The organism is Shewanella sp. SR44-4, from assembly GCF_014163715.1.
In the GTDB taxonomy this organism is placed as follows: Bacteria; Pseudomonadota; Gammaproteobacteria; order Enterobacterales; family Shewanellaceae; genus Shewanella.
This window is the reverse complement of sequence record NZ_JACJDU010000009.1, coordinates 89,147-112,427: the sequence shown is the minus strand read 5'-3', so window position 1 is coordinate 112,427 and position 23,281 is coordinate 89,147. Positions and strand designations below refer to the sequence as shown.

At 39.5% G+C, this 23,281-nt stretch carries 22 protein-coding genes; 13 read left to right on the top strand and 9 right to left on the bottom strand.

The window, feature by feature from the left end; genetic code table 11:
- Positions 1 to 899 precede the first annotated feature (899 nt).
- The 7 genes from H5125_RS06700 (at position 900) to H5125_RS06670 (ending at position 4,653) form a co-directional block, all read left to right on the top strand.
- Positions 900 to 1,169, top strand: a complete 270-nt coding sequence (locus tag H5125_RS06700; RefSeq protein WP_162023972.1) for a hypothetical protein — start codon at positions 900 to 902, stop codon at positions 1,167 to 1,169.
- 89 nt (positions 1,170 to 1,258) lie between these two features.
- On the top strand, positions 1,259 to 1,705 hold the full coding sequence (locus H5125_RS06695; RefSeq protein WP_182743837.1) for a hypothetical protein: 447 nt from the start codon (positions 1,259 to 1,261) through the stop codon (positions 1,703 to 1,705).
- Positions 1,706 to 2,086: 381 nt separating this feature from the next.
- A complete protein-coding gene (locus H5125_RS06690; protein WP_182743836.1) occupies positions 2,087 to 2,542 on the top strand; it encodes a hypothetical protein in 456 nt (151 codons plus the stop codon).
- A 31-nt stretch (positions 2,543 to 2,573) separates the two neighbouring features.
- Positions 2,574 to 2,921: a hypothetical protein gene (locus H5125_RS06685; protein ID WP_162023975.1), complete on the top strand. Its 348-nt coding sequence runs from the start codon at positions 2,574 to 2,576 to the stop codon at positions 2,919 to 2,921.
- 388 nt (positions 2,922 to 3,309) lie between these two features.
- Positions 3,310 to 3,768 carry a nuclear transport factor 2 family protein gene (locus tag H5125_RS06680; protein WP_182743835.1) on the top strand — a complete coding sequence of 153 codons (459 nt, stop codon included), beginning with the start codon at positions 3,310 to 3,312 and terminating at the stop codon, positions 3,766 to 3,768.
- 13 nt (positions 3,769 to 3,781) lie between these two features.
- A complete protein-coding gene (locus H5125_RS06675) occupies positions 3,782 to 4,231 on the top strand; it encodes a DUF1499 domain-containing protein (protein WP_162023977.1) in 450 nt (149 codons plus the stop codon).
- Positions 4,232 to 4,461: 230 nt separating this feature from the next.
- On the top strand, positions 4,462 to 4,653 hold the full coding sequence (locus tag H5125_RS06670; protein WP_101085056.1) for a DUF3185 family protein: 192 nt from the start codon (positions 4,462 to 4,464) through the stop codon (positions 4,651 to 4,653).
- A gap of 219 nt (positions 4,654 to 4,872) precedes the next feature.
- Here the strand turns inward: H5125_RS06670 and H5125_RS06665 are convergent, their stop codons facing one another.
- From H5125_RS06665 to H5125_RS06650, 4 genes are all read right to left on the bottom strand, one after another.
- Positions 4,873 to 5,469 (bottom strand): 2-hydroxychromene-2-carboxylate isomerase, encoded by a 597-nt coding sequence (locus H5125_RS06665; protein ID WP_182743834.1) that lies wholly within the window; start codon positions 5,467 to 5,469, stop codon positions 4,873 to 4,875.
- A 448-nt stretch (positions 5,470 to 5,917) separates the two neighbouring features.
- Positions 5,918 to 7,681 (bottom strand): flotillin family protein, encoded by a 1,764-nt coding sequence (locus H5125_RS06660; RefSeq protein ID WP_162023979.1) that lies wholly within the window; start codon positions 7,679 to 7,681, stop codon positions 5,918 to 5,920.
- Between the two features lie 95 nt (positions 7,682 to 7,776).
- Positions 7,777 to 8,415 (bottom strand): OB-fold-containig protein, encoded by a 639-nt coding sequence (locus tag H5125_RS06655; protein ID WP_182743833.1) that lies wholly within the window; start codon positions 8,413 to 8,415, stop codon positions 7,777 to 7,779.
- A gap of 171 nt (positions 8,416 to 8,586) precedes the next feature.
- Positions 8,587 to 9,831, bottom strand: a complete 1,245-nt coding sequence (locus tag H5125_RS06650) for an ectonucleotide pyrophosphatase/phosphodiesterase (RefSeq protein WP_182743832.1) — start codon at positions 9,829 to 9,831, stop codon at positions 8,587 to 8,589.
- A 794-nt stretch (positions 9,832 to 10,625) separates the two neighbouring features.
- Between H5125_RS06650 and H5125_RS06645 the strand changes: the two genes are divergently transcribed.
- On the top strand, positions 10,626 to 12,194 hold the full coding sequence (locus H5125_RS06645) for a bifunctional diguanylate cyclase/phosphodiesterase (RefSeq protein ID WP_182743831.1): 1,569 nt from the start codon (positions 10,626 to 10,628) through the stop codon (positions 12,192 to 12,194).
- A 194-nt stretch (positions 12,195 to 12,388) separates the two neighbouring features.
- Here H5125_RS06645 and H5125_RS06640 read toward each other — a convergent pair whose 3' ends face one another.
- On the bottom strand, positions 12,389 to 13,264 hold the full coding sequence (locus H5125_RS06640; RefSeq protein ID WP_182743830.1) for an alpha/beta fold hydrolase: 876 nt from the start codon (positions 13,262 to 13,264) through the stop codon (positions 12,389 to 12,391).
- Positions 13,265 to 13,801: 537 nt separating this feature from the next.
- Here H5125_RS06640 and H5125_RS06635 point away from each other — a divergent pair.
- Positions 13,802 to 14,545 carry a sulfite exporter TauE/SafE family protein gene (locus H5125_RS06635; protein ID WP_101085048.1) on the top strand — a complete coding sequence of 248 codons (744 nt, stop codon included), beginning with the start codon at positions 13,802 to 13,804 and terminating at the stop codon, positions 14,543 to 14,545.
- A 140-nt stretch (positions 14,546 to 14,685) separates the two neighbouring features.
- A complete protein-coding gene (locus tag H5125_RS06630; RefSeq protein WP_182743829.1) occupies positions 14,686 to 15,315 on the top strand; it encodes a flavin reductase family protein in 630 nt (209 codons plus the stop codon).
- An 80-nt stretch (positions 15,316 to 15,395) separates the two neighbouring features.
- Here the strand turns inward: H5125_RS06630 and H5125_RS06625 are convergent, their stop codons facing one another.
- Positions 15,396 to 15,962 (bottom strand): porin family protein, encoded by a 567-nt coding sequence (locus H5125_RS06625; protein ID WP_310734185.1) that lies wholly within the window; start codon positions 15,960 to 15,962, stop codon positions 15,396 to 15,398.
- 348 nt (positions 15,963 to 16,310) lie between these two features.
- The gene (locus H5125_RS06620) at positions 16,311 to 17,846 is read right to left on the bottom strand and encodes a peptidoglycan-binding protein (RefSeq protein ID WP_101085045.1); all 1,536 of its coding nucleotides are present in this window, start codon (positions 17,844 to 17,846) and stop codon (positions 16,311 to 16,313) included.
- A gap of 580 nt (positions 17,847 to 18,426) precedes the next feature.
- Here H5125_RS06620 and H5125_RS06615 point away from each other — a divergent pair.
- Together H5125_RS06615 and H5125_RS06610 are read left to right on the top strand one after the other, a co-directional pair.
- Complete coding sequence (locus H5125_RS06615; protein WP_182743828.1) at positions 18,427 to 19,416, top strand: phosphotransferase; 990 nt, start codon at positions 18,427 to 18,429, stop codon at positions 19,414 to 19,416.
- 219 nt (positions 19,417 to 19,635) lie between these two features.
- Positions 19,636 to 20,787: a GGDEF domain-containing protein gene (locus H5125_RS06610; protein ID WP_182743827.1), complete on the top strand. Its 1,152-nt coding sequence runs from the start codon at positions 19,636 to 19,638 to the stop codon at positions 20,785 to 20,787.
- Between the two features lie 80 nt (positions 20,788 to 20,867).
- Here the strand turns inward: H5125_RS06610 and H5125_RS06605 are convergent, their stop codons facing one another.
- Positions 20,868 to 21,371, bottom strand: a complete 504-nt coding sequence (locus tag H5125_RS06605) for a glycine cleavage system protein R (RefSeq protein ID WP_182743826.1) — start codon at positions 21,369 to 21,371, stop codon at positions 20,868 to 20,870.
- A gap of 693 nt (positions 21,372 to 22,064) precedes the next feature.
- On the opposite strand from H5125_RS06605, the gene H5125_RS06600 reads away from it, so the two are divergent.
- Entirely contained in the window at positions 22,065 to 22,694 is a 630-nt protein-coding gene (locus H5125_RS06600) for an acetate uptake transporter (protein WP_182743841.1), read from the top strand.
- 67 nt (positions 22,695 to 22,761) lie between these two features.
- Here the strand turns inward: H5125_RS06600 and H5125_RS06595 are convergent, their stop codons facing one another.
- A complete protein-coding gene (locus H5125_RS06595; protein WP_182743825.1) occupies positions 22,762 to 23,280 on the bottom strand; it encodes a hypothetical protein in 519 nt (172 codons plus the stop codon).
- Between the last annotated feature and the right edge of the window lies 1 nt (position 23,281).

The following is a 23,281-nucleotide window of genomic DNA, read 5'->3' as shown; positions in this document are numbered from 1 at the left end:
GCAGAGTGGTCGAATGCACCGGTCTTGAAAACCGGCAACGGTTTATCCCGTTCTAGGGTTCAAATCCCTATCCCTCCGCCACATTAAAATAAAAAGGCCCGCTATTTATAGCGGGCCTTTTTATTGGGCAAAAGATAGGACTTTGAACCCAAGGGTTCCTCTTTATTACAAGCAAGCTATCCCTCCGCCAGATCCAAGACCAAATGCCAAATCGATAAATACAGGGCCTTTTGTTGGGCGAAAGATAGGACTTTAAACCCAGGGTTCCTCTTTATTACAAGCAAGCTATCCCTCCGCAATATTCAAGACAAAAGGCTCATCAGAAATGATGAGCCTTTTTCGTTTAGGTGAAAAATAGGACTTTGAACCCACGGGTTCCTATTTATAAGATCGATACTTATATATGAGTTGTAAAGTGTATTCAGCATGTGGTTACTCATTCAATGACGAATTAGTGTAGTCATTTATGTCTACGGGCGGCATGTCTCTGCACGCGGAAGTGCATTCACTGAGGTATACATGCTGGCTTTTTTATTGAGAAGTATTGAGGTGCTTTTCTATAGAAACCATTATTTACTGGTTAGATTGTGTTTAACCGAATGAACTGATTTTATATACAGGTATAAATAGATTTAGCTTAATTAAAATGAACAACTCATTAGGTAAGCCTAAAGTCGTAATGTAGATTTATTTCGAAAAGTATAATTGATTGATAATATTGCAAATAAATATTATCGCTAATTTTTTGAACGACACCAACACGTAACCTCGGTTTTTTTGTGAGGTTGAGAGTTTTTTATCACTTTACATCAAAGACATAGAGAATGTAGGATGATTTAAACAATAACTTGAACAGCCGACATTATCGGGCGAGCCGTTCAATAAGTCTTTAACTGTTTATGAGTATTGAAGTATCACAAATAAATAAAATGGAGCTAGCTGAGAAGCTTGAGTCCTATTTGTCTGGGAAAGTGGGTCATGAGGCCATCAAGTCTTATGCTTGGAGTTTATCTGATGAATCACCAAAAGAGCCCACGGCAAACGAAAAGGTTTTTTGGTCTAGTGTGTTCTCAATTATTCACTTAGCAGATGATGAACACTGGGAAGACGGTTGCACCCAAAGAGATTTAGGTGAATTATTAATCCAGCTAAAAGGTGGTAATATTTAGCTATAAACCGTTTTTTTTCAAAAGACAAAAGGCGCAAAAACTCGTCCACTTGCTCCAAAATTTATGCGGGCGTTAGGTGAATATCGTACATGGAAGCATTGTATATAATTTTAGGTGCAACATTAGCTTTGGGTGGCGGAGTATTAACACACCACGTCCAACTTTATTACGCGCAACAAAAAGAAGAAAATAATCTTCTTTTTGAAATTGAGAGATCCCTACTAGAAATAGGGGGACTTGATTCTGAACTAAATCATTTTAAAACAGAACCTGACACTCTTGATACCAAAGCTAAAGTTGCTCGATACCGTGAGCAAAAGAGCAGTCAATTAGAAAACTTGCACCTTTTAGCCATTAGGATTATTTCAGACAAAAATAGGAGTATTGCTGTAAAAGTTGCAAAGTACTCTATTGATAAGCACCATCGTACTGATGAAAATAGATATGTATTATTAAAACTGGTTCAGCAATCTATGAATTCAAAATTATTAAAACAATATCAAAAAGAAACAGATACTAACCCAACGGTATTTTAATAAAGTTGGTTGGTTCCGCTCCGCATTTTAGCCAACTACAATTTGCCCCTTAACAGGACGCTGAACTAAGCCGTGGAGCGGAGCCAACAGAGGCTTCAATTGAGTGTGTAACCCTCATTGAATCAACCAAGCTTAAAGATATATTATAGGAAAATACCATGAAAAGGAATTTCAATGAAAAACCAACCCACAACTCGATATCAATTGACTCAAAACTGCTCTGTAGCCCAGAGCCAGCATCAAAAAATGCAAATCCCTACAGCATAAAGCATGCCAATTAATTTTGACTAGGCATCGGCCAAATCCAACAAGCGATTTATGCCTTGCAAACAGCGCAACGCATAAATACTAAACGTTATAAGGCAAAGGAGTATGCATCAATTGTCGGATCCTGAATTACTAGAATTATATAAACAACATCGTACTGGCCAAGATAAATATGCATATTTTCTATTGGCTATTGTTGCATCAGCAATAGCGTTTACTGTAAATAAAACTATTGGTTTAAAAGTCACTTATGCAGACATACCATTAGGTTTATCTGTAATCTTTTGGGGGTTAAGTTTTTATTTTGGCTGTAAATATCTTGAATGGTGCCAAACTGCAACATTTTCAAATTTTAACTTATTGCAATTAAAAAAAGGGGTTCATCCTCAACAACCACTGCACCCTCTAGAAATTGAAGCAGCAATTAGTGGTGTTACTTCTGCATTGGAAAGTAACTCATCTAATGCAGGTAAATATAATAGCTTTCAATTTAAGTGTGCTATTGGTGGCGCATTAATGTTTCTTATTTGGCATGCTATTAAAGTGTATTTTTTCACAGTTACCATATAATAAGAAGTTATGTGAAAAATGGAGGTTCATCATGAATAGAGCTGTGATTTTTATAGTTGCCTTATTAGCTTCGTCTTATTCGTTTTCCGACAGCGCTTCAGGTGAGTTTATGGCATATGGGCTTGGGTCTGTCTCATGCGGAAAATATTCGAGCCTAAGTAAAAATGGAAGTGGTCATGATATGGCAAATCAGTGGGTTCTCGGCTTTGTAACGGCAAAAAATGAAAGCTTGCACTTCGAGAAGGTGAATAGTTATTTGGAAGGCCTAGATACTCAGGCAATTACTAAATACATCGAAAATTATTGTGGCACAAACCCATTGGATCAACTCTATTCTGCTGCAAATAGATTAGTTTACGATCTATCTCTTAAAAATTGATTCTCATGCCCATAAACAGAATAAAATCACATAACAAGAGACTATGGCTCAATAACTATGATTAAGCTTTAGCACTTGAGGCAGAACATCATTCTTCTGACGATAAATAAAACAACAGTTTGGTGTAACCATTTACTCATTCAATACTCGTACAACCCGTGTATACAGGCGTCTTAGAAGTAAGAGGTAGGGCTCAAATCCCTACCCCTTTGAATATTGAGTTTTCAGAACGATGACTTTACGTTTATATTCTGTAGTTATACTTTAGCCCTCATAAAGTTTCTGTATTAACCGTATTTGACCGCCTATTTACAACACACTTTATGACTGAACCACTAAATCTGGCACTTTCACTATCCTTGTTACTGGCACATAAGGAATCGAAACGATGAAACAAATCTGCTTGGTTTTATTAGCTTTTTGCTCAATACCTTCATTGGCTGATGACATGGTGTTAGCTGACACAATGAAAGCGCTTGATACTGCGGTGTTTGACTCATTTAATCATTGTCAAAATCCGCAAGAGCTAGATAAGCACGCAAGCTTTTTTGCAGCTGATGTCGAGTTTTATCATGATAATGGTGGGGTAACGTGGGACCGTGACAGCATGATTGCCAATACTAAAAACAATGCATGTGGTCATTACACCCGAAAGCTGGTTGAAGGATCTTTTAACGTCCACTCGATTAAAGATTTTGGTGCGATTACAGAAGGGGTGCATATCTTTTGTCAAAATAAAACCAACCAATGTGAAGGTAAAGCTGACTTTGTCATGGTTTGGCGTAAAGTAGACGACAAATGGCAAATAACCCGAGTATTGAGTTATGGTCACCGTGAAAATAAATAAAAGGATATTAATAATGTACAAGCAGATTTCAATTATTACACTCAGCATGACGCTGTTAATGGGTTGTTCTGGCACAGTGCCTACTTTAGGCATTAATGATGGCCAGTTAATGCCATGTCCTGAATCGCCAAATTGTGTCAGTAGCCAACAATCAGCTGCAGATGAAGAGCATGCGATACAACCGATTGAGTTCGTCGGCACACGCCAGCAGGCGCAGGCAAAACTGTTGCACGTATTAAAGACTGCTGAACGAGCGAATATCGTCGTGGTTGAGGATGATTATATCCGAGTAGAGTTTACCTCTCAGATAATGCGGTTTGTCGATGATGTTGAGTTTTACTTTCCGTCAACAGCATCCGATAAAATAACCATCCATGTTAGATCCGCTTCTCGTATCGGAGAGTCTGACTTTGGGGTTAACCGCGAGCGAATAGAACAGATTAGAAATAACGTCAAACTATAGTGACTGCCAGGTAAATAACAGGTTAGCTTGTGTCTATTTCATTTGGCTAAAAATGAAATAGACGGAAACGGTCTTACCCAGAGGTTGGTCTGAAGCGTTCGTATACAGAGCCGTTATGTGTTTGGTTAGTTTCAGGTTATCTACTGCGACATGGTCAACTAAACGTCATCAACGGTGACATCATCAACTATTAGCTATCAACTATCAGCTCATCAAAGTCTGGAGTTAGCATGAATAATAAAATTATTGGGATTGTACTTGTTATTGCGGGTATTTTTTTAGCATTGTGGGGCTACAATATTTATGATGCAGCGAGCTCCCAACTTACCCGCGCCATAAGTGGTGATACACCTATTGAAGCCTGGGCTGGAATGGCGGGTGGTATTATTGCGGTTCTAATAGGTATTACAAAGTTGAAATAATGGATTGTGATTAAACGTTGATGTAAAAACATTCAACCATAATGGCTGCCAACTGATGACTATTTATAAGTAAAGTTATTGACTACAAAAACCAAATTAATACGTGTAAACAGCAATTGATTATTGGTTTTTACTTTTGAACGTTCATTACTATTGGCACCGGTAAAGGTTGCAGTAAATAACCACTGCAACCTTATTTTAGACCTCACCTAAATAACGTTATCCAGCCAGCTTGTCGTTAAGTAAATCGAGTCTATCTTGTCCCCAAAATGGCTCATTTTGATACACATAAGTCGGCACACCCAACAAGCCTTTTTCAATAGCATCTACAGTATTAGATTCGTATATTACTTCGATTTCGGCTGACAATGCTTGCTGCACAACACTGTCGGCGTCGACATTGAGTGAGGTTAATATTTGCTTAATCACCGCTTCATCAGCAATGTTTTGATCTTTTGCCCAACATGCTGCCAGTACATTACCAACAAATTCACCGACATCTTGTCCAGCTTGTTGTAACACAATTATGCATCTGTCGGCCAAACTTGGGTCTGCAGGGAAAAAAGCAGGCTGTAGATTAAGGGTCAATTTGCGCTTTGTTGACCAACGAGCTAACTCAATTAAGCGATAGTCTTGTCGAGCTTGCAGGCGTTGTTTTACCGGTAACACACCTAATACTGCAAATAATTTTGCCAGTTTAATCGGCTTATAGTTGATAGCAGCTTTGTGCTGTTCAGCCAACGAGGTAAAGGTGTTATGGCCTAAATAGGCATAAGGAGAAACACTCGTAAAATAATAATCTATTGCTGTTGTCATGGTTCACATTACCTTTTTGGGCTTATTTGAGAGGCTGAGTCGTCACACACGTGTATTTAGCCTATATCTAGCATTAACTGATAACGACCATAATACAATCATAACTAACAGTTAAATTCCAAGTACTATGGCTGAAAGTCTGCCTTCTGGCCACTGAGAAAGTTAATATCAAGTCTATGATAATCTCACAATAAACCTTAAAGAATATTAAGTCTCTCAACGATTAAGACCATAATGTCATAAGGCAGAACAACACAGAATCTGTTACAGGATCAATTGTTGTAACTCACTCTTTAGCTTAAAAAGTGTTTCACACTCCCGCTAAGTAACTGAGATTGAACATAGTCGGCATAACGCTGTTATAGAGTGATGCTGATAAATACAAAAAGTGCCAAAAGGCACTTTTTGTATTTTAAAGAGGAAAGAGACCTCTTTAGCAACTTAGCATTTATTGCGCTGGATTAATGCCAGGGATAACTTCATCCACACCAAAGCCCGTTTTGGCCGATTGAATGACATTAATCGCTTCAGATGTCAGTGCATTATTGCCTGTCAGTAGGTCATTTAAATTACCAGACTCTGAATTAACTAGGCCTAACTCTCGTAGCATGGCGTCAACCACAGGGGCATTAGCACGATAGTTTAATGCTGCAGTGGTTACTTGCTCTGCAATACCCCCCTGGGATTGGTTACCCTCGCCGTTACTCATTTGATTGCCCGTACCATAGCCTTGTAAAATCTTAATACCTTCAATTTTTTCAAGCGGTTTAACGGCTTGAGCAATAATGTCTGGTAAGGCTTTTAATATGGCTAATGATCTTTGCAGTGCAATTTGTTCGTTGCTCAGTACGTTTTCAGCTTCGTACTGTGCCCGCTTACCCGCAGCTTCAACTGCATAGATTTTCTCATCGGCTGAGGCTTTTAGCATCTTAGCGTCTGCACTGGCACGCGCTTCAATTAAAATGGCGCTAGCTCTATCTTCCGCGGCAACTTTTTCTGATTCAGCTCGAACCGTAACACCCACGGCCTCACGCTCAGCTTCTTTTCGGGCATCAATAACTTCAATGTCTTTACGACGATTAGCTTCAGCAGTTTGGCGCGCAGTAATAACCGCTTCTTCTTTTTCTACCTTGGTTTTTTCAGCTTCTGCAGCGCGAGCGCGAGCGGCTGACTCTTCTTCTGACTTAGCGGCTACCGCAATGCGTTTGTCTTGTTCAGATACTTCAATATCGCGTTGTTGCTGAATGCGTGACTGTTCAATAGACTTATACTTTTCAATTTCACGGGTTTCGATGTCTTTGGTTTTTTCAATTTCAGCCGTTTCAATTGCGCGCTCTTTGGCAATTTCGGCTTCACGTTCTTCGCGGGCTTTGTTTTCTTTTTGTTTAATGATTTCAGCTTTTTGATCGGCACGTTTAAATTCGAGTGACTGTTGCTGCGCGAGGCGAGCTTCTTCTTCCGACTTTTCGATTTCTAATGATTCTTTTTCTGCTTCAAGATTACGCTGTTCAATTTTGATGCGGTTTTCTTGTTGGATATCGTTGGTTTCTTTACGTTTTTCTTCAATGATTTTAGCTAAACGAGCACGACCTTCGGCATCAAATGCGTTATTTTCATTAAAAAATTGCAAGTCAGTTTGATCAAAACCCGTGAGCGACACAGATTCTAATTCTAGGCCGTTTTTCTCAAGGTCATTGGCGACATTATTCTGCACTCGCTGGACAAAGTCAGCGCGCTGCTCGTGCATTTCGGTCATGGTCATTTCGGCTGCAACGGTACGCAATACGTCGACAAACTTTGATTCCATTAATTTTTTTAGTTCTTCAACACGATTAGTGCGAGTGCCTAACGTTTGCGCTGCCATTGAAATCCCTTCGGCATTTGGCGCAACACGTAAATAGAAGTCGGCTTTTACATCCACGCGCATTCTGTCTTTGGTGATCAGGGCATCTTTTTGATTTTTTTCGACTTCAATACGCAAGGTATTCATATTGACCGAAATCGTTTCGTGCAGCACTGGCAGCACAATTGCGCCACCATCTTTAATGATTTTCTCACCGCCGAACCCAGTACGAACAAAAGCCATTTCTTTACTGGCTCGTTTGTACAATTTGGCAAAAATAAGTCCAATAATAATCAATCCTAATACTGCTATGCCAGCAATGAGGAGGACAAAGCCGCTTCCTGAATCAAAGTTTGTTAACGTTTCCATTTAATTTCCTTTTAAATACAACTGTGTTTTATCAAAAAGTGTCATTGGAATGACATTTTTATTTTTAGGGTATATCTCAATAAGATATTTTTAGGTTAACTGAATCTGGTTGCTGTCCAGACTTTGCCTTGATGAGCGATGAGTACAACATCGACGCCTGGCAAAAATTCGACATCGTCGTGTTCTGGTTCAACTAACACGTAGTGTTTCTGCCCAAATGTGTCCCGAACCACCGCTTCTGTCGGCATGCCTTTTATTGCACGACCTTGGGTTATCTTGCCGACACAACCGCCAAGCGCATCAATTGATATTGCTGAGGTTTCGTTTTTAGGGAGAATATTGGCAATACCATTACCAATAAAGTGGCTTGAAAAAAACATTATGACTAACGCAACAGGTACGGTGATGATTTGGGGTAAGAAGCTGCCAAAAATTTGTGAATAGCCAAAGTTAATCACATACCCTGCTATCGCAAAACTACTTAATGCTAATACAAACCAGATAAGTAACGGTAAGCGATTAAGACACAGCCAACCCAATATACCGGTCATCCCGGTAACAGATACCGTGGTATCAACATCTGTATCGACATCGAGTGAAAACCAATTATCAAGTGCACTAAATACACTTAAGCCTGCAATCATGGCGATGATTTCAAACATCCCCAGCATGACCACAATAACAAGCGCAATTGAAAAGGGTATATTTGCTTGAGCGACTAAAAAAGCCTGCATGGCTCCTCCATAAACCTAACGGGTTAAACTCCATTTGATTGTAAAATATCATGTTATTTTGCAAGAGGATATGAAACAGCAACACTTTTTAGAATATATTACCTCTAGCTCAGTCAAACCAATGAGTTTAACCACGGGGTTTAGACAACATCAATACGCCACGCGCTAATATTATCTCGAGTCGGCCAATAGTGGCGATAATACCGACAATCTTCCATCAATGGGTTCGGTTATGGTTAACCCTAAAATATCAGCAATGAGTGGATACAAATGAATGTTTTCAGCATAGTCGACTGTCACATGATTAAATGCCGGCCCTTGAGCGTACAACACTGTGTTCATGTCGCTGATGACACTGGCATCATAACCGTGCTTGCCTACTACGCCAGCCCTCGCATCGGTGCTAGTAATGTAATGTTGATTACTGATTAATATTGCATCACCAATTGACGGATTATTGTTAAAGTGCAAAGAAGTGGGAATATCTTGTTGGCGATAAAACTGCAAACCAGGCACTGTTTGGGTTAATGCTTTTAAGGCATCTAAATCTTGTTGCTTATTCTCACCAGTGGCTGTGACTAATGAAAAAGCCGCATCGTTATTAAAGCTAAATCTAGCTTTTAACGCTTTATTGCCCACAAACAATTTATCGGTATACAGACGTTCAAATCCTGCAACATTCGCCATACCATGATCGGATGTAATAATCACATTAACCTTAAAAGGTAAGGCTTTTATTCCCGCTAAAAGTAGCCCTATAGTTTGGTCAACTTTCTGCACCGCTTGATAGGTGTTTGTAGACTCTGGGCCAAAAAGGTGGCCTGCGGTGTCTACATCTGAAAAGTATAACGTTACAAATTGTGGCCGCTGATCTTCGGCTAAATTAAACCACTGCAAAACCTGCTCGACTCTTTCATTGTTGGGAGCATTGTCACGATAAGGCAACCAATAATTTGGTCGCTGACCAGCAATTTTAGCTTCTGAACCTGGCCAAAAATAGGTGGCACTTTTTAATCCTTGCTGACCCGCTAATGACCATAACGGCACCCCATAGTAAAAGCGGCCGTCAGTGACCGCTTGTTTAATATTCATGGCATAAGGCTGTTGCAAAGCATGATTATAAAATCGATTTGACACTATGCCGTGATGAGCGGGGTAAAGGCCTGTCACTAAGGTGATGTGATTAGGAAACGTCACTGTCGGAAACGACGGCTTAAAACGAGTGATTGTGGCAGCGTGTTTAGCAAAATCAGTAAGGTGCTTAGGGCTATGCAAGCTGTTGTAATCGTATCGATAACCGTCAATAGACACGAGTAATACATAGGGTTTTTCTGGTACTGCTGCTGTAGTGTTAGCTGATAAATAACAGCTCAATAAGCTAGTAAGCAATCCACATATAATAGCAATGACACGCATGATGATTCCCCATGATATATAAATATTAATGATATCAAATGAATATGACAATTTTATTGATTTTGATTCTATATTTATCAATATATAAAGCGCTGTCCATATGATGTCTACACTACAAATAAACCATGCTAATGACATTCCAGTGGCATTAGTATTGAAGATATACCCACAATAATGGATTCACCGCAGAACGTATCAATCACATGGCGATTAACCTAGCCACCCAACCTTATTAATTAGAGAAGATAAGCGTGGATCACGTAACCAAGACATTCTCAATAGGCTCAGGACGAGTGCGTGCATATTTTAACGATGAGCAGATTAAACAAAATAGAAGTGAATTTATTGTGTGATAACGACCAATAAATCATCCAGTGCTTTAGTGTAGTAGCCCTGCATATTTAGCAGCTGTTGAGTGTTGAGTAAGCAAAAAAAGAAAGCACTCCTCATTAAGCAATATTAGGCCGCTTTACCAGTGCCATTTTTTGTCAATATCTCTATGTCATATTCTTACTAAAGCGGCGAATAAGCAGTAACGGATGAAATAAAATAAGCTATTGATTTTATGTGGATAAACTAAGTAACATTGCCTTGTCTAATTCAATATATTTTGCAATACTTGGTTATAACAACACTTAATTAATCCGCCTTCATACAGCCTCTCCCTTCATCACTCAGCAAGAATTAAAGATAATTTGTTATTAACGAGTAAATGGCTGACGTGAAACAGGCGATATTAATATATAGTTATAAGATAACCAATATGTTATTGGCATCACAGTGTTGGAGATTGGATGAAGTTAGACATTCTAAAATCACAAACTCAGTCCAGCATGCTCATGAAAAAACGAGCTAGAGTTGATTTTATTGTTGGCACATTATTCGTGGTAATCATGGTCATTTTGTCTTTCGCGTTTAATGTCGAATTTGTTGAATCAGTTTATGAATTTACTCGTAGCCACGAAAGCTGGGAAATGGATGAGTTGATTTTTAGCTTTTTATGGATTGCATTAACTGCAACTATTTATGGCATAAGACGAGTCATTGACATTAAATCGATTAACAAAGAAATCACCTATCACGCGTATTACGATTCACTAACTGGTCTTCCAAATCGAACATTAGCGCTGTCTCAATTAGATAAATTACTGCAAAATTCTCATAGAACATCAACGAGTATTGGTGTCATTTTTTTGGACTTAGACGGCTTCAAGGATGTTAATGATTCATACGGCCATGAAGCGGGCGACATACTCATTAAAAAGGTGGGTGAAAAGCTAGCTTCGATTATAAGAAATGATGAGATAGTGGCTCGACTTGGCGGCGATGAATTTTTAATAATTGCAGGTTTTCCTCAAGGAACAACCAATATAGAGTCACTGATTAATCGGCTCTTTAAGTGTCAAAACGAACCATTTAGCATCAATAGTCGCAGCATTGATATGAGCTTCAGCATGGGTGTCGCACTTTCACCACAGCATGGTAACTCCGTTCAAGAATTATTAATTGCAGCAGATTGTGCAATGTATGAAGCAAAACGTAATAAACTGAATACAGCTTGTTACTATACCGATGAAATAGGCCAAAAAATCTCTGAACGCTATCGACTATCCGCGCAACTTAAGCTGGCCATTCAAAACGAACAACTATATTTAGTCTATCAACCTATCGCTTGCGCTGTGTCTGGAGCTATAGAGGGTTATGAAACACTGACACGCTGGAATTTGCAAGGAACACATATTAATCCAGAACTGGTTATTAACCTTGCTGAAGACATTGGTCTATCGGAAGACTTTTTTAAATGGCTGCTAAAAACAACGTTGGCAGAAGGAAGTCGGTTTTTAAAACGAGATCAATTTATCGCGATAAACGTATCAGTTAAACAATTTTTAGACGTAAATTTTCTGGTTAACACTCAAAAAATCATCTCTGCATTTGATCATATTAATATTGAGTTTGAGATTACAGAAAGCTCGTTAATCGCAAATTTTACAGAAACAACCAACAGAATTGACGCACTTAATACGATGGGCATTAAAGTCATGATTGATGATTTTGGGACAGGTTATTCGTCATTAAGCCGACTAAAACATCTAAAAGTAGACAAAATTAAAATTGATCGTGAATTTTTAAATGATGCTGTTAATGATAAAAAAAGCGCAGGGATTTATGAAAGCATTGTCGCACTTGCTCATAAACTCGATATTGATGTTGTTGCTGAAGGGGTTGAAACCAAAGAGCAGCTAGATTATTTACGTCAATTTAAGCCTATTTTTTTACAAGGTTATTTATTCCAAACACCTAAAATAAGCACTGAACAAACATCTGAAATTATCATTAAAGACATCATTTTACACACTTAGTACCTGTTCATTGCTCTTAAAGAAAAACAGATATATTACTGTAAATTATCACAATGGAGCCACCACCTAAAAATAGCCCAAAGTGCTTATTATCCAATGATAGATTTTGCTACATCCCCGTCTAGAGCTAACTGAATACTTCACCTTATTCGATGATATAACAGGCATTAATTTTACTGCCCCCTTTCACTCATCTACTTTGTACGACTTAACCTAAATTGCATATAGGCAGCTGTAATTCCATTGGCATCTTCGATTTGTGGGTAATGTCCCAGCGTAGACAGTTCGGTTACATCTGCATGAGGAATCAACTTCCGATAATGATCGATCATGTGTTGGCCCGAGATCGGATCTTTAGCCCCTGCGATCAACTTGATCGGTATTGTACTGTTGATAATCGCCCCAACCCAACGTTCACGATGTTGTTTACGTTGGGTGATATAGCTAATGACTTTATGCATTACCGCGATACCATTATTGTGATTAAGCAATTGCCATAATGTGTCAATAACCTGTGGCGTAGGTGGTGTCGATGGCCCAAATATACCTTGTAAACTCGCGGCAAATTTTTGTTTACTCATTAGTTTGACTACCACGCTCCCTAATGGAGACAGTAGCAAGCTTTGAATAAGCAAAGGTTTGTGGGTTTCGGGGAACAAACCTCCATTAAGAAAACACACACTGTTGATGCACAATGTACTGCTGCCATCAAGTTGTCTTGCTAATAATTCTTGCGCGACTGTATCACCGTAGTCATGGGCTAAAATATGATAATGGCTAACGCCAAACTGCTGTAAAACAGCTTCATAAATATCGGCTTGCTGACTGATTAAATAATCAACATTTTTGGGCTTGTCTGAAAATCCAAAACCCAACATATCAAGAGTTACCACAAAATAGTGTTGAGTTAACTCATGCCACATACCTTCCCAATCCCAACTTGCGCTAGGGTAACCATGAATTAGCAATAACGCTGGTGCCGTTCTATCACCCGCTTGACGAGTAAAGATCTGCTGATCGTTAATAGACAAAAATTGCCCCTGCTGTTGCCACTCGCACAGTTCGATCATGACGATATTTTCCGCTAAATAATGAGTTTAGAAAACAGAATCACACATCATCCCCATATTGGCTAGTCTGTTTTTATGGAAATTAATCCATAAAAATTAACTTAATTACACTTAAATTAATGATAAATAGATACTTAAATTAGCCAGCATTTTTCGTTCCTTTAAATCATCACGAAAGTAGTATTTTTAAGCATTGGACGTATACTTATTAGTATTCCCTCGTAATGACGGTAAACTTATTGATGCAAATGCTAGCTGACCCACAAAGACTGCATGATCATCTTAAATTGCTATACCGTAGCGCCATTCCTGGTATCGCAATTACTGCTCTCACAATCACTTAACCACCTACTAATATAAAGCTAAATGTTCTATTAATTTATTGTCTGATTAATGGGCGCTGGTGCTATGATTCCAGCTTATTCGACTTCAGTTAAACCACACATAAAGTTAAGCTTTTTATTTTAAAGAATAAAATATTAATGATCAGCTATTAGCCCAATAGTTATTAACTGATTAACATCGCGAGGAACGTCAGTGTTAACAGATCCATTGTTTTGGTTAGTCGCTATTCCAGCGGTATTAATCACCGGGATGTCAAAATCAGGCTTTGCTGGCGGTGCAGGCGGATTAACCGTGCCTTTACTTGCCTTGGCCATTAGCCCTGCAGCAGCCGCGGCAGTGATGTTACCGCTATTGGTTTACATGGATTTTTTAAGTGTGCGCTCTTGGTGGGGAAAACAAAATACGACCCAACTGTGGATTTTGTTGCCTGCGGCCATTATCGGTATTGTGGTGGCTTATCTGCTATTTGATCAACTTAACGAGCAGTATTTACGCGGCTTATTAGGGGTTATTTCGTTAGGATTTGGTGTTTATGGTTTGACATTGGGAGAATGGTCACAACGAAAACCATCCTCTTTTATCGGCCGAGTTTGCGGCACAATTGCTGGCTTTACCAGCTTTGTTGCTCATGCCGGTGGGCCGCCATTAAATGCTTATTTAATCCCACTGCGTTTGCCTAAAACAGAATACTTAGGCACTGCGGTGGTATTTTTTGCGGTTGTGAATGCAGTAAAGTTAATTCCCTACAGCATGCTAGGGCAAATTAACCTTAGTAATTTATTAGTCTCTGCATCATTGGCGCCCATTGCCTGGATTGGGGTAAAACTCGGACTGCGCATTCAAGATAAGTTTGATGAAAAACAGTTTAAAAAAATAATCCTCAGTTTAATGATCGTGGTAGGTTTACGCTTATTGTGGACGGCACTGATACCATAATTGATGTGGTAATATTTGCCTATCGCGTTGATTCATAAATTGAACAATCAAATTGAGCTATCAAATTGAGCCATCCAATTTAAATCATCGTAATATTTGATACCGCTATAACAAGCCCAACAGTATAAATAAGGTAAAATATGAGTGCTGATAATCGCTATTTTTATGAACCCAGCAAAGGTCATGGTCTGCCACATAACCCACTTAATGCCATTATAGGCCCACGTCCCATTGGTTGGATTGCCTCTCGCAATGCTCAAGGCCAGCGAAATCTAGCGCCTTATAGCTTCTTTAACTGCTTTAATTACGATCCGCCAATTATCGGCTTTGCCAGTACAGGTTGGAAAGACAGCGTCGCCAACATTGTTGAAACTGGCGAGTTTGTATGGAACTTAACGACCCGCAGTTTAGCCGCGCAAATGAATCAAACCTCTGCAGCATTGCCCCGTGGCACTGATGAGTTTGAATTTGCCGGATTGACACCAATAGCAGGCAACATTGTTAAGGCTGACCGCATTGCACAAAGCCCGGTCAGCTTCGAATGCAAACTGTCGCAATGCATTCAGTTAACCGCAGCTAATGGTGACAAAATTGATACTTGGTTAGTGCTTGGTGAGGTTGTAGCTGTACACATTGAAAAACACTTGCTGAGCCCAGAAGGAATTTATCAAACAGCATTAGCTGAGCCTGTTTTGCGCGCAGGTGGACCATCGGCTTATTATGGTATTTCCGACGAACAGCGTTTCGACTTACATCGCCCGACTTTATAAGTATCTATACCAATCCTATGAAACAAATAAGGCTACCATTGGTAGCCTTAAATCACTTTAGAATCAGTTAAAGCTGATGATTAGAACTGGTAATGTAAACCCAATGCAATCTGTTCAATCTCAGCATCAATATCATCAATATAACCATATTCATCAATATCAAGATCACCTTTGCTCATATCGTAGCTTAAACGCAGGTTTAGGTGCTCAGTCAATGCAGCATTAATACCCACACCATAGGTAAAACCAATACCAGAAGCAGTAAAATCATCATAATAACCATCTACAACAACGGCCATTGATGCGAAACCCACTTTAACGAAACCCGAAAATGTCTCATTAAAATGCAGAGTAAATGTTGGTGTAAAGGTCAGCGCACCGGCAACAACATCAAAATCGTCTTCACCTACGTTGGCCGCAAAAAAATTGCTTTCTAAGCCAAACCAGTCATTAAACTGATAGCCACCGTAAACACCGAAGCCTGTTGCTGATTCAGAACCACTGGCATCATCTGAACCAAGTTCTGTTTTATTCACCGCACCACCAATATAAAAACCACTGCTATCTGATGTTGATAAGCTTGTATCTGTGTTGGCAAAAGCCGGAGTAACTAAAATCGCGCACAATATTGTGGCTAGAAGAGACATTTTGTACATCATTGTTCCTTAATGATATTTGAAAAAACGCAGAATAGTAGCATGTAATATTATTCTGTAAACAATTAATAATATTAATCTTTTAGGCTAGTTGATGTCGGTATCGTATTGACTTAATACACTATGATTGATAACGCAATTCTGCTTTATATTGGTACGAAATGAAGTGATTGACTCACACTATAGAAACAAAAGTTGGACAGGACTAACTTGATGATGTTGAAACTATTATCAGGGCGGAAATTTCAAGCTTCACAAATGTAAAACAAATAAAAACCCCAAGAGACAATCAACGTTCGATTGGCATTTGGGGTTTTATGTTAGCGATTAAACCGTAAGCTACAGGTTAACGCCTAATGCTTTTACCGTTTCGATATTAATGTATTTATCAGTTGGTAAGTTATTATCATTTTGGAAAGCATTTACCGCTTTAATGGTATCAACACCAACAACACCATCGATTTTACCTGGGTTATAACCCTTCGATGCTAACGCCTGTTGTAAATCGGTAATGGTCGAACGTGTCATGTTGGTTTCACATAAGATTGGACGCCATTCCATAAAGCCATCTTTATCGATACGGCTCAGCGAAACGGTTTCAAACTCTGCAGGCACTTCAGAACGCATCTCTTTAGCAGCAGAGACTAACTTAGTGACACTCATCGTTTCGTATTTTGCAGCAACATCTATGCGTTTAGTCGATGCAGGGCTTACTACGACACGGCGACTAACCGTTTCAAATTCAGCTGGCGTTTCTGTCAAACAGATCTTGTTACCCGTGCGAGTTGCTTTGGGATGTTCCTCGTTATGCACGTCATGCCAAACAAATTCAACATCAGCAACTTTTTGAGTTACCTGAATATTTTTATACTTAGCAGGAATTTGTGTGCGCACTTCTTTTGCTTCGCTCACTAATTCTTGTACACGTACTGTTTCGTATTCTGCAGGAATATCGACAGTGCGTGATGTAGCAGGTGAAACTAACACTCGTTTTGTGAGTGTTTTATAAGTGGCTGCCACTTCAACTAAACACATGATTTCGCCAGTCGCTTCATCAATTTTCTGGATTGGGCCAACGCCTTTTTTCCAAATATTGTGAGCTGGTACGTCGACAACATCTTCAGTAACAGTCTCATATTGTGCTGCCACTTGCTCCATGCGAGTACTGGCTTCTTTAACTAAAATACGCTTCTCAATCCAACGGAATTCAGCTGGGAGAGTTTCAACCACATCATAGGCTTCAGCAATAAGAACCGACTCACCTTTTTGCTCATAACGTGCAGGCATGTAATGTTCATGGAAACACATACCAGCAGTTGCATTATTTAGGTTAATGCCGTGCTCTGTAGCCGCTTTTAGTAATTCAGCACTTGCAGGCGCACTGCCTTTACGTAGGTCGACTAACCATTGCGAACCCGCCGCACGAATTAACTTTTTCTCGGTCACAACATCATAAGTAGCTGGTAAGGCGACCATGTTAAAGCTAGCAGGTTGTACCTCAATGGTTTCAGTTACTTGCTGGTATTGTGCTGGCACAATACTCACGTTTTCACTAGCTTCCTTTACCATTAAAGTTTCGGTGTAATTTTCGTATGTAGGTTCTACCCATACACGCGCGTAACACTCACCTGGCTTAGCGTTAGGTGGAAGTAATTCGCCCTCTGGACTGGTTTTAACAACTAAAGCATCTTGCGCTTCTGCTTCACGCTTGGCGACCGCTTTCTCTCTTTCTAACAAAGCACTGTTTCGTTGCGATAATTCTTCAGCGTTATATACAGATACATTAGCGGGTTGTGACAAGTTACTACATGCAGTCAATAAAATAGCAGCAGAAATTGTACTCAGTTTGAAAATAGTTGTCTTTGCAGTTGCCATGATTACTCCTGGATAAATTTGGCGGATTTGATACTAACTTGTAAATATTTGTAAAAATTTGTTACATTTTGATAATAGGATACCGTCAATTTAATGACTGTTCAACAACGCAGACTTAATTATCAAATAGAATATAAACAATAGGTTGTGTAAAAGCACAATGTTTCAGCCATTATATTGACTTTACTTTGAAGATAATCCTATCGTAATTGAAACAATTAAATGTTAAAAATATGTTTCAAAACAATTGCTAGTTCGATTATTAAAACAATCAAAAAAAATCATCGCCTAATATTTTTCAGCTTGTTTTATGAGCATTTCTAATAAGGGGCATTAATTTAGTTTTTTTCATTATCGTGAATGAATATTGATAAAAATACCCATGAAGATGTTTTATGGCAGCGACTGAGCTAAAAATGAAATGCCAATATAAAGATAAATCCGAACAGGATAATTTATCATCGAGGTATCAATAAAACAGAAGACAGCACGAATTAAAGAGATTAATAATGCAGCCTCATAAAAATGAATTCGAAATATTTGTTATTATTCACCCCAAAATCACGAATACTAGACACCTTTGTATATTCCAGACTATATTTTACAGCGTGTTAGCCTCGCAATTGATGCTTCGACCTTAACTCATATTGAAGTGATCCAACCGCTTTGGGGTGGTTATGGTCAGTTATTTAGGGCTTATGTAACGGGTAAATCGTACTCGTCAGTGATTGTGAAATATATCTGTTTACCTCAACAGGAATCGCATCCTCGAGGTTGGAATACGCCACTGTCGCATCAGCGTAAATTGCAGTCGTACCAAGTGGAAGTGAATTGGTATCAGCACTATGCAAATCTTCATACACAGCAGAGATTCAGTCCTCTGCCGCGTTGTTTGTATGTAGACCAACAAGCCAATGAAACCCTGTTAGTGTTACAAGACTTGCATACCCTGGGATTTACTCAAGTAAGAAAAACCACCACATCTGAAACCGTACTCGCGTGCTTAACGTGGTTAGGGCATTTTCATGCTAAATACATGCACGTAGAGCCAAAAGGGCTTTGGCCTGTCGGCACATACTGGCATCTAGATACACGACCAGACGAGTTAGCCGCTTTAGCCGACAGCCCACTTAAGTCGGCAGCCCATCTCATCGACGATGCCTTGAAACAATGTCCATTTCAAACCTTGGTGCATGGCGATGCCAAATTAGCTAACTTTTGTTTTAGTCAGGATGACCATGCTGCAGCAGTCGATTTTCAATATATCGGCCAAGGTTGCGGCATGAAAGACGTGATCATGTTGTTAAGCAGTGTATTGAACTATCACGAACCAGAAGCGTTAATTAATGGCTATCTTAATCATTATTTTGCCGCGCTAACCCAAGGCCTAGCCGAATGTCATCCGCTAATCAATCCGCTTGAGGTACAGCAGGCATGGCGACCTTTATATTGTTTAGCCTGGGCTGATTTCCAGCGTTTTATTAAAGGTTGGAGTGTTGAGCATTTCAAAATCAACCTATATACCGAAGCGCTAACCGAGCAAGCGATAAAACAACTCACCACAGCTTAACGCTCATTATTGCTGATTAATTAACCACCTAAAGGCTATTATCTTATCCCAATTGGCTAAGGCTGCTATTGCCGTCTACAGTTGATAAACACTGTAGTATTTGTTGTCATCCATCGGTTATTTATTACCAACAAACACTGCAACCCTCAGTCTAATTCGAGTAAACATAGCTTCGTTTTGGGTTTATATAAACAAAGCCATAAGCTAGGAAGTCACCATATGGAAAGTCCGTTTACGTATATTTTAATCACCTTGTTTTTTTCTAGCATTTTGCTGTCGATAATCTTTTTCATGACCTGGCAAACCATGGGTAAGCAAAAATATGCGTTGATGTTTTCTTTGTCTTTTTTAGCCTCGACTGTGCTGTGGGCTAATAGTTTATTTAAAAGCCTATTTCTTTCTCATAACCTGTATTGGATGATCGGCTGCAGTGTATCCATGCTGTCGGTGGTGCTCGGGACATGGGGACATTGTTTACGCACTAACACTAAAATCCACCCTGCAACATTGCTTGGCCTAGGCGTATGTGGGATGGCGCTAACCTATTACTTTACTTATATTAGCCCACATCTAGGCTTAAGAATGTCGTTGTATTTATACGTTGATGTGTTGTTGTTGATGATCACTAGTGTGGTGATTATTAAGCATCGCACCAAATCACGGCCAGCCGAAATTGGTGCGTCGTTAATGCATTTCATATTTGCCATGTGCATATTTGTTGCAGCGAGTATCGCGCTATTCCAAGGTAAAGAGATGGATGTGGAACTTATCAAGCTCTACGCCATTGTTAACTTTACCGCCCTACCTGCGGCTTATGTTGGTATGTCAGTATTTGTGATTTATATGCTGGCTTCTGATTTGGCCGAAGAAATGAAGTTGCTGGCGATGACAGATTCATTGACTGATTGCTTTAATCGTCGGGGATTTTATAGCCACGCGAAACAAAAATTACTTGAGCTACAAAAGCAGCCGCAACATGCATGCCTCATTTACTGGGACATTGATAAGTTTAAAGCCATTAACGATCAGTTCGGCCATGCTGGCGGCGATCAAGTATTAATCAGCATTACCCAGTTAATTAAACAACATATAAAAAAAGACGACTTAATCGGCCGCATGGGCGGTGAAGAGTTTGTTATATTGATCGAGCGCAGCAATTATCAAGAGTCTATCAATGTTGCCGAGCGATTAAGAGCCATGATTAACCAAACACCTATTGTTTATTGCGGCCAGCAAATTAGCGTAACCGCCAGTTTTGGGGTCGTTGAACTCAGTAACCAAGACATAACGATAGAGCAAGCTATCGATCTCGCCGACAGTGCGTTATATCAAGCCAAAAGCAGTGGCAGAAACAAAGTGGTGTTTAGCTAACCTCCGTAAAGGATAACTAACCCTTTGTGAATCGAAGCCACTGCCTAAAACGATGAACGATTGCCCAGATTAAGAGAAGGTTAGTTAACTTCTATTCGAATATTATCGCTTAATGTTTCAAGCTGGGAAATTAACAGTGCGATAGTCACATTCTCCGGTAATCTTAATGTCAGCTTAGCGCTGTACACCGTTTTACCTAAACTAGTGACTTGTACACGGTAACATTCTTGGTGGTCTACGCTGACTTCAAGATCCGCTAAAATTTGATTCATGTCATGGGTTAAGCCTGAGCGATCATTGCAATCTAAAGTGAGTTTACATTCTGGCGATAGATGTTTAGCTTCATGATCGTACTCAGCGTAGACAAACGTTAATTGTGAAAACTGCTGTTCTAATGCTTGTTTTAACGCCGCTTCTTTATCGACATCTATCATTACCCGCATCATGGCCACAAATTGTCCGTCGAGTTTAATGACTTTACTGGTTTCCCAACTTGCGCCTATTTCACGGCTAACTTGAGCAAGTGATTGCAGAAGATTGGGCTTTAAAGTCCCTAATACAGTAGTGATAAACCTATGTTGCATATAACCTCCGATACCAATAAACCACAATGATGTTGGTATATTTAATGTGGTTTTAATTAAAGCCTAACTACAGACTAGCTATCACGCGAAAGCACGTCTGTGGTCTAGCACACAAATCAAACAAATGAGTTGTCATCAGCGACCAAACATAGCGATAGATTATGTCATCGAGCAGGTGAAAATGGTTGGTATAATGCTCAACGTTATAGCAGAAGAGAGCCGGGGTTAGTCATAAATTATTGACCATAGAGATGATTTTTGCTGTAAATGTTATTTTTGCAAGCCACACCAAACTTAGTGAATTTGTATCGCTTACATCACAGAATACTCCGCATCAGTCACGACTTAACCGCCCTAGTAAATGGTAGAACAATGCTATTTTTGACACTTGTCGCACTAACTGCAACAACTTGCACAATATCACTCCAGCCCCATGCACTTTCAGTATCTGTTTGAATTTAAATAACTTATTGAAAAAGTTGCGTTCTGCTTTACCCTTTTTAATAAAAAAAATACATTAAGCCATTGTTTTTAAAGTTGAATAACTTGTTTTGCGATTAGCTATTCATACCTAATGCTGCTTATTGCTACCCGTAGATGCTTTCTCTAAAATACGCGACTTGCCCAATCTGGGTACAAATTAATCTTTAGCGATGTTATTTCGTCGTTAACATTTTCCATTAAGGGAACATGATGTCTACAAAATTAGCGAATCCAGCACCATTAGGATTAATGGGCTTTGGCATGACTACCATACTGCTCAATATCCATAATGCAGGCTATTTTCCAATTGATTCGATGATCCTCGCAATGGGGATTTTCTACGGTGGCATTGGCCAAGTGATTGTCGGTATGATGTGCTTTATGCGTGGCGACACCTTCGGCACCACCGCGTTTACTTCATACGGCTTATTTTGGTTAACCTTAGTGGGTATTATTTTAATGCCAAATATGGGCGTAGCCGCCAGTCCAGCACACTTTATGGGTTGGTATTTAACTCTGTGGGGCACCTTTACTGCCTTTATGTTTGTGGGATCGTTACGTTATCCACGAGCAAAACAAGTAATATTTGGTTCATTAACCATCCTGTTTTTCTTATTGGCCGCACGCGACTTTACCGGTAATGCACTGCTTGGCACTATTGCAGGATTTGAAGGTATTTTTTGCGGAGCAAGCGCTATTTACTTTGCCATGGCCCAAGTGCTTAACGCTGAATATGGTCGCACTATTTTACCTGTTGGGGAGTTAACTCAGACTAAAGCTCAGGTTCAGCCCCAAGCAACTGAAGTGGAAAAAGTAACCTTACACTCGGTTAAAGCATAAATAACCCGAGCTAGGGTTAAATACTTAACCGGTCGATGCATTGCATCGACCTTTTTGTTTGCATAAATTAATGCACCAAACGACAGCCACAGACGGTATTACTCGGCTGAAATAAAACCACTGCATAATCTTTTGTTTCATCGCGCTCCAACACCTGAAGACTTAATGAATGCATGCCACTCTTGTTTAAATTTATTCCGCTCACATACGATAAATATTCATAATGTGCCGGTATATCGAGACTGCTCCCACCTAAATACTCTTGTTTAGTGGTCACTGAAATATCGTACATTTGCCTTTGAGCATCAATTCTATTCACTCTACCCGTCATCGCTAATGTGCCAGCTGAATTGCCCTCTAAGTCATAATAGCGGTAATTAATTTGGGCTAAACCATCTTTAGAGACTAAATCGACCAATAAATAATGATCGCTATCTGCAGCGCCAACTTCATGATTAAACAGTTCTGAACTGCAGCTCAGCATAAAACTCGGAGTCTTGGATGTTAACGAGTAAATGCCGCCAATACTGGCCAGCAAACACAATAGAATGACAATATTGATTACCCATAATCCTTTTCTTGCCATT

Coding starts and splice junctions, on each gene's coding strand:
- H5125_RS06610 (WP_182743827.1), top strand. CDS start 19,636: ATGGAAAGTCCGTTTACGTATATTTTAATCACCTTGTTTTTTTCTAGC.
- H5125_RS06630 (WP_182743829.1), top strand. CDS start 14,686: ATGAGTGCTGATAATCGCTATTTTTATGAACCCAGCAAAGGTCATGGT.
- H5125_RS06625 (WP_310734185.1), bottom strand. CDS start 15,962: ATGTCTCTTCTAGCCACAATATTGTGCGCGATTTTAGTTACTCCGGCT.
- H5125_RS06675 (WP_162023977.1), top strand. CDS start 3,782: ATGTACAAGCAGATTTCAATTATTACACTCAGCATGACGCTGTTAATG.
- H5125_RS06665 (WP_182743834.1), bottom strand. CDS start 5,469: ATGACAACAGCAATAGATTATTATTTTACGAGTGTTTCTCCTTATGCC.
- H5125_RS06700 (WP_162023972.1), top strand. CDS start 900: ATGAGTATTGAAGTATCACAAATAAATAAAATGGAGCTAGCTGAGAAG.
- H5125_RS06595 (WP_182743825.1), bottom strand. CDS start 23,280: ATGGCAAGAAAAGGATTATGGGTAATCAATATTGTCATTCTATTGTGT.
- H5125_RS06695 (WP_182743837.1), top strand. CDS start 1,259: ATGGAAGCATTGTATATAATTTTAGGTGCAACATTAGCTTTGGGTGGC.
- H5125_RS06645 (WP_182743831.1), top strand. CDS start 10,626: ATGAAGTTAGACATTCTAAAATCACAAACTCAGTCCAGCATGCTCATG.
- H5125_RS06660 (WP_162023979.1), bottom strand. CDS start 7,681: ATGGAAACGTTAACAAACTTTGATTCAGGAAGCGGCTTTGTCCTCCTC.
- H5125_RS06685 (WP_162023975.1), top strand. CDS start 2,574: ATGAATAGAGCTGTGATTTTTATAGTTGCCTTATTAGCTTCGTCTTAT.
- H5125_RS06620 (WP_101085045.1), bottom strand. CDS start 17,846: ATGGCAACTGCAAAGACAACTATTTTCAAACTGAGTACAATTTCTGCT.
- H5125_RS06670 (WP_101085056.1), top strand. CDS start 4,462: ATGAATAATAAAATTATTGGGATTGTACTTGTTATTGCGGGTATTTTT.
- H5125_RS06600 (WP_182743841.1), top strand. CDS start 22,065: ATGTCTACAAAATTAGCGAATCCAGCACCATTAGGATTAATGGGCTTT.
- H5125_RS06605 (WP_182743826.1), bottom strand. CDS start 21,371: ATGCAACATAGGTTTATCACTACTGTATTAGGGACTTTAAAGCCCAAT.
- H5125_RS06650 (WP_182743832.1), bottom strand. CDS start 9,831: ATGCGTGTCATTGCTATTATATGTGGATTGCTTACTAGCTTATTGAGC.
- H5125_RS06680 (WP_182743835.1), top strand. CDS start 3,310: ATGAAACAAATCTGCTTGGTTTTATTAGCTTTTTGCTCAATACCTTCA.
- H5125_RS06655 (WP_182743833.1), bottom strand. CDS start 8,415: ATGCAGGCTTTTTTAGTCGCTCAAGCAAATATACCCTTTTCAATTGCG.
- H5125_RS06640 (WP_182743830.1), bottom strand. CDS start 13,264: ATGATCGAACTGTGCGAGTGGCAACAGCAGGGGCAATTTTTGTCTATT.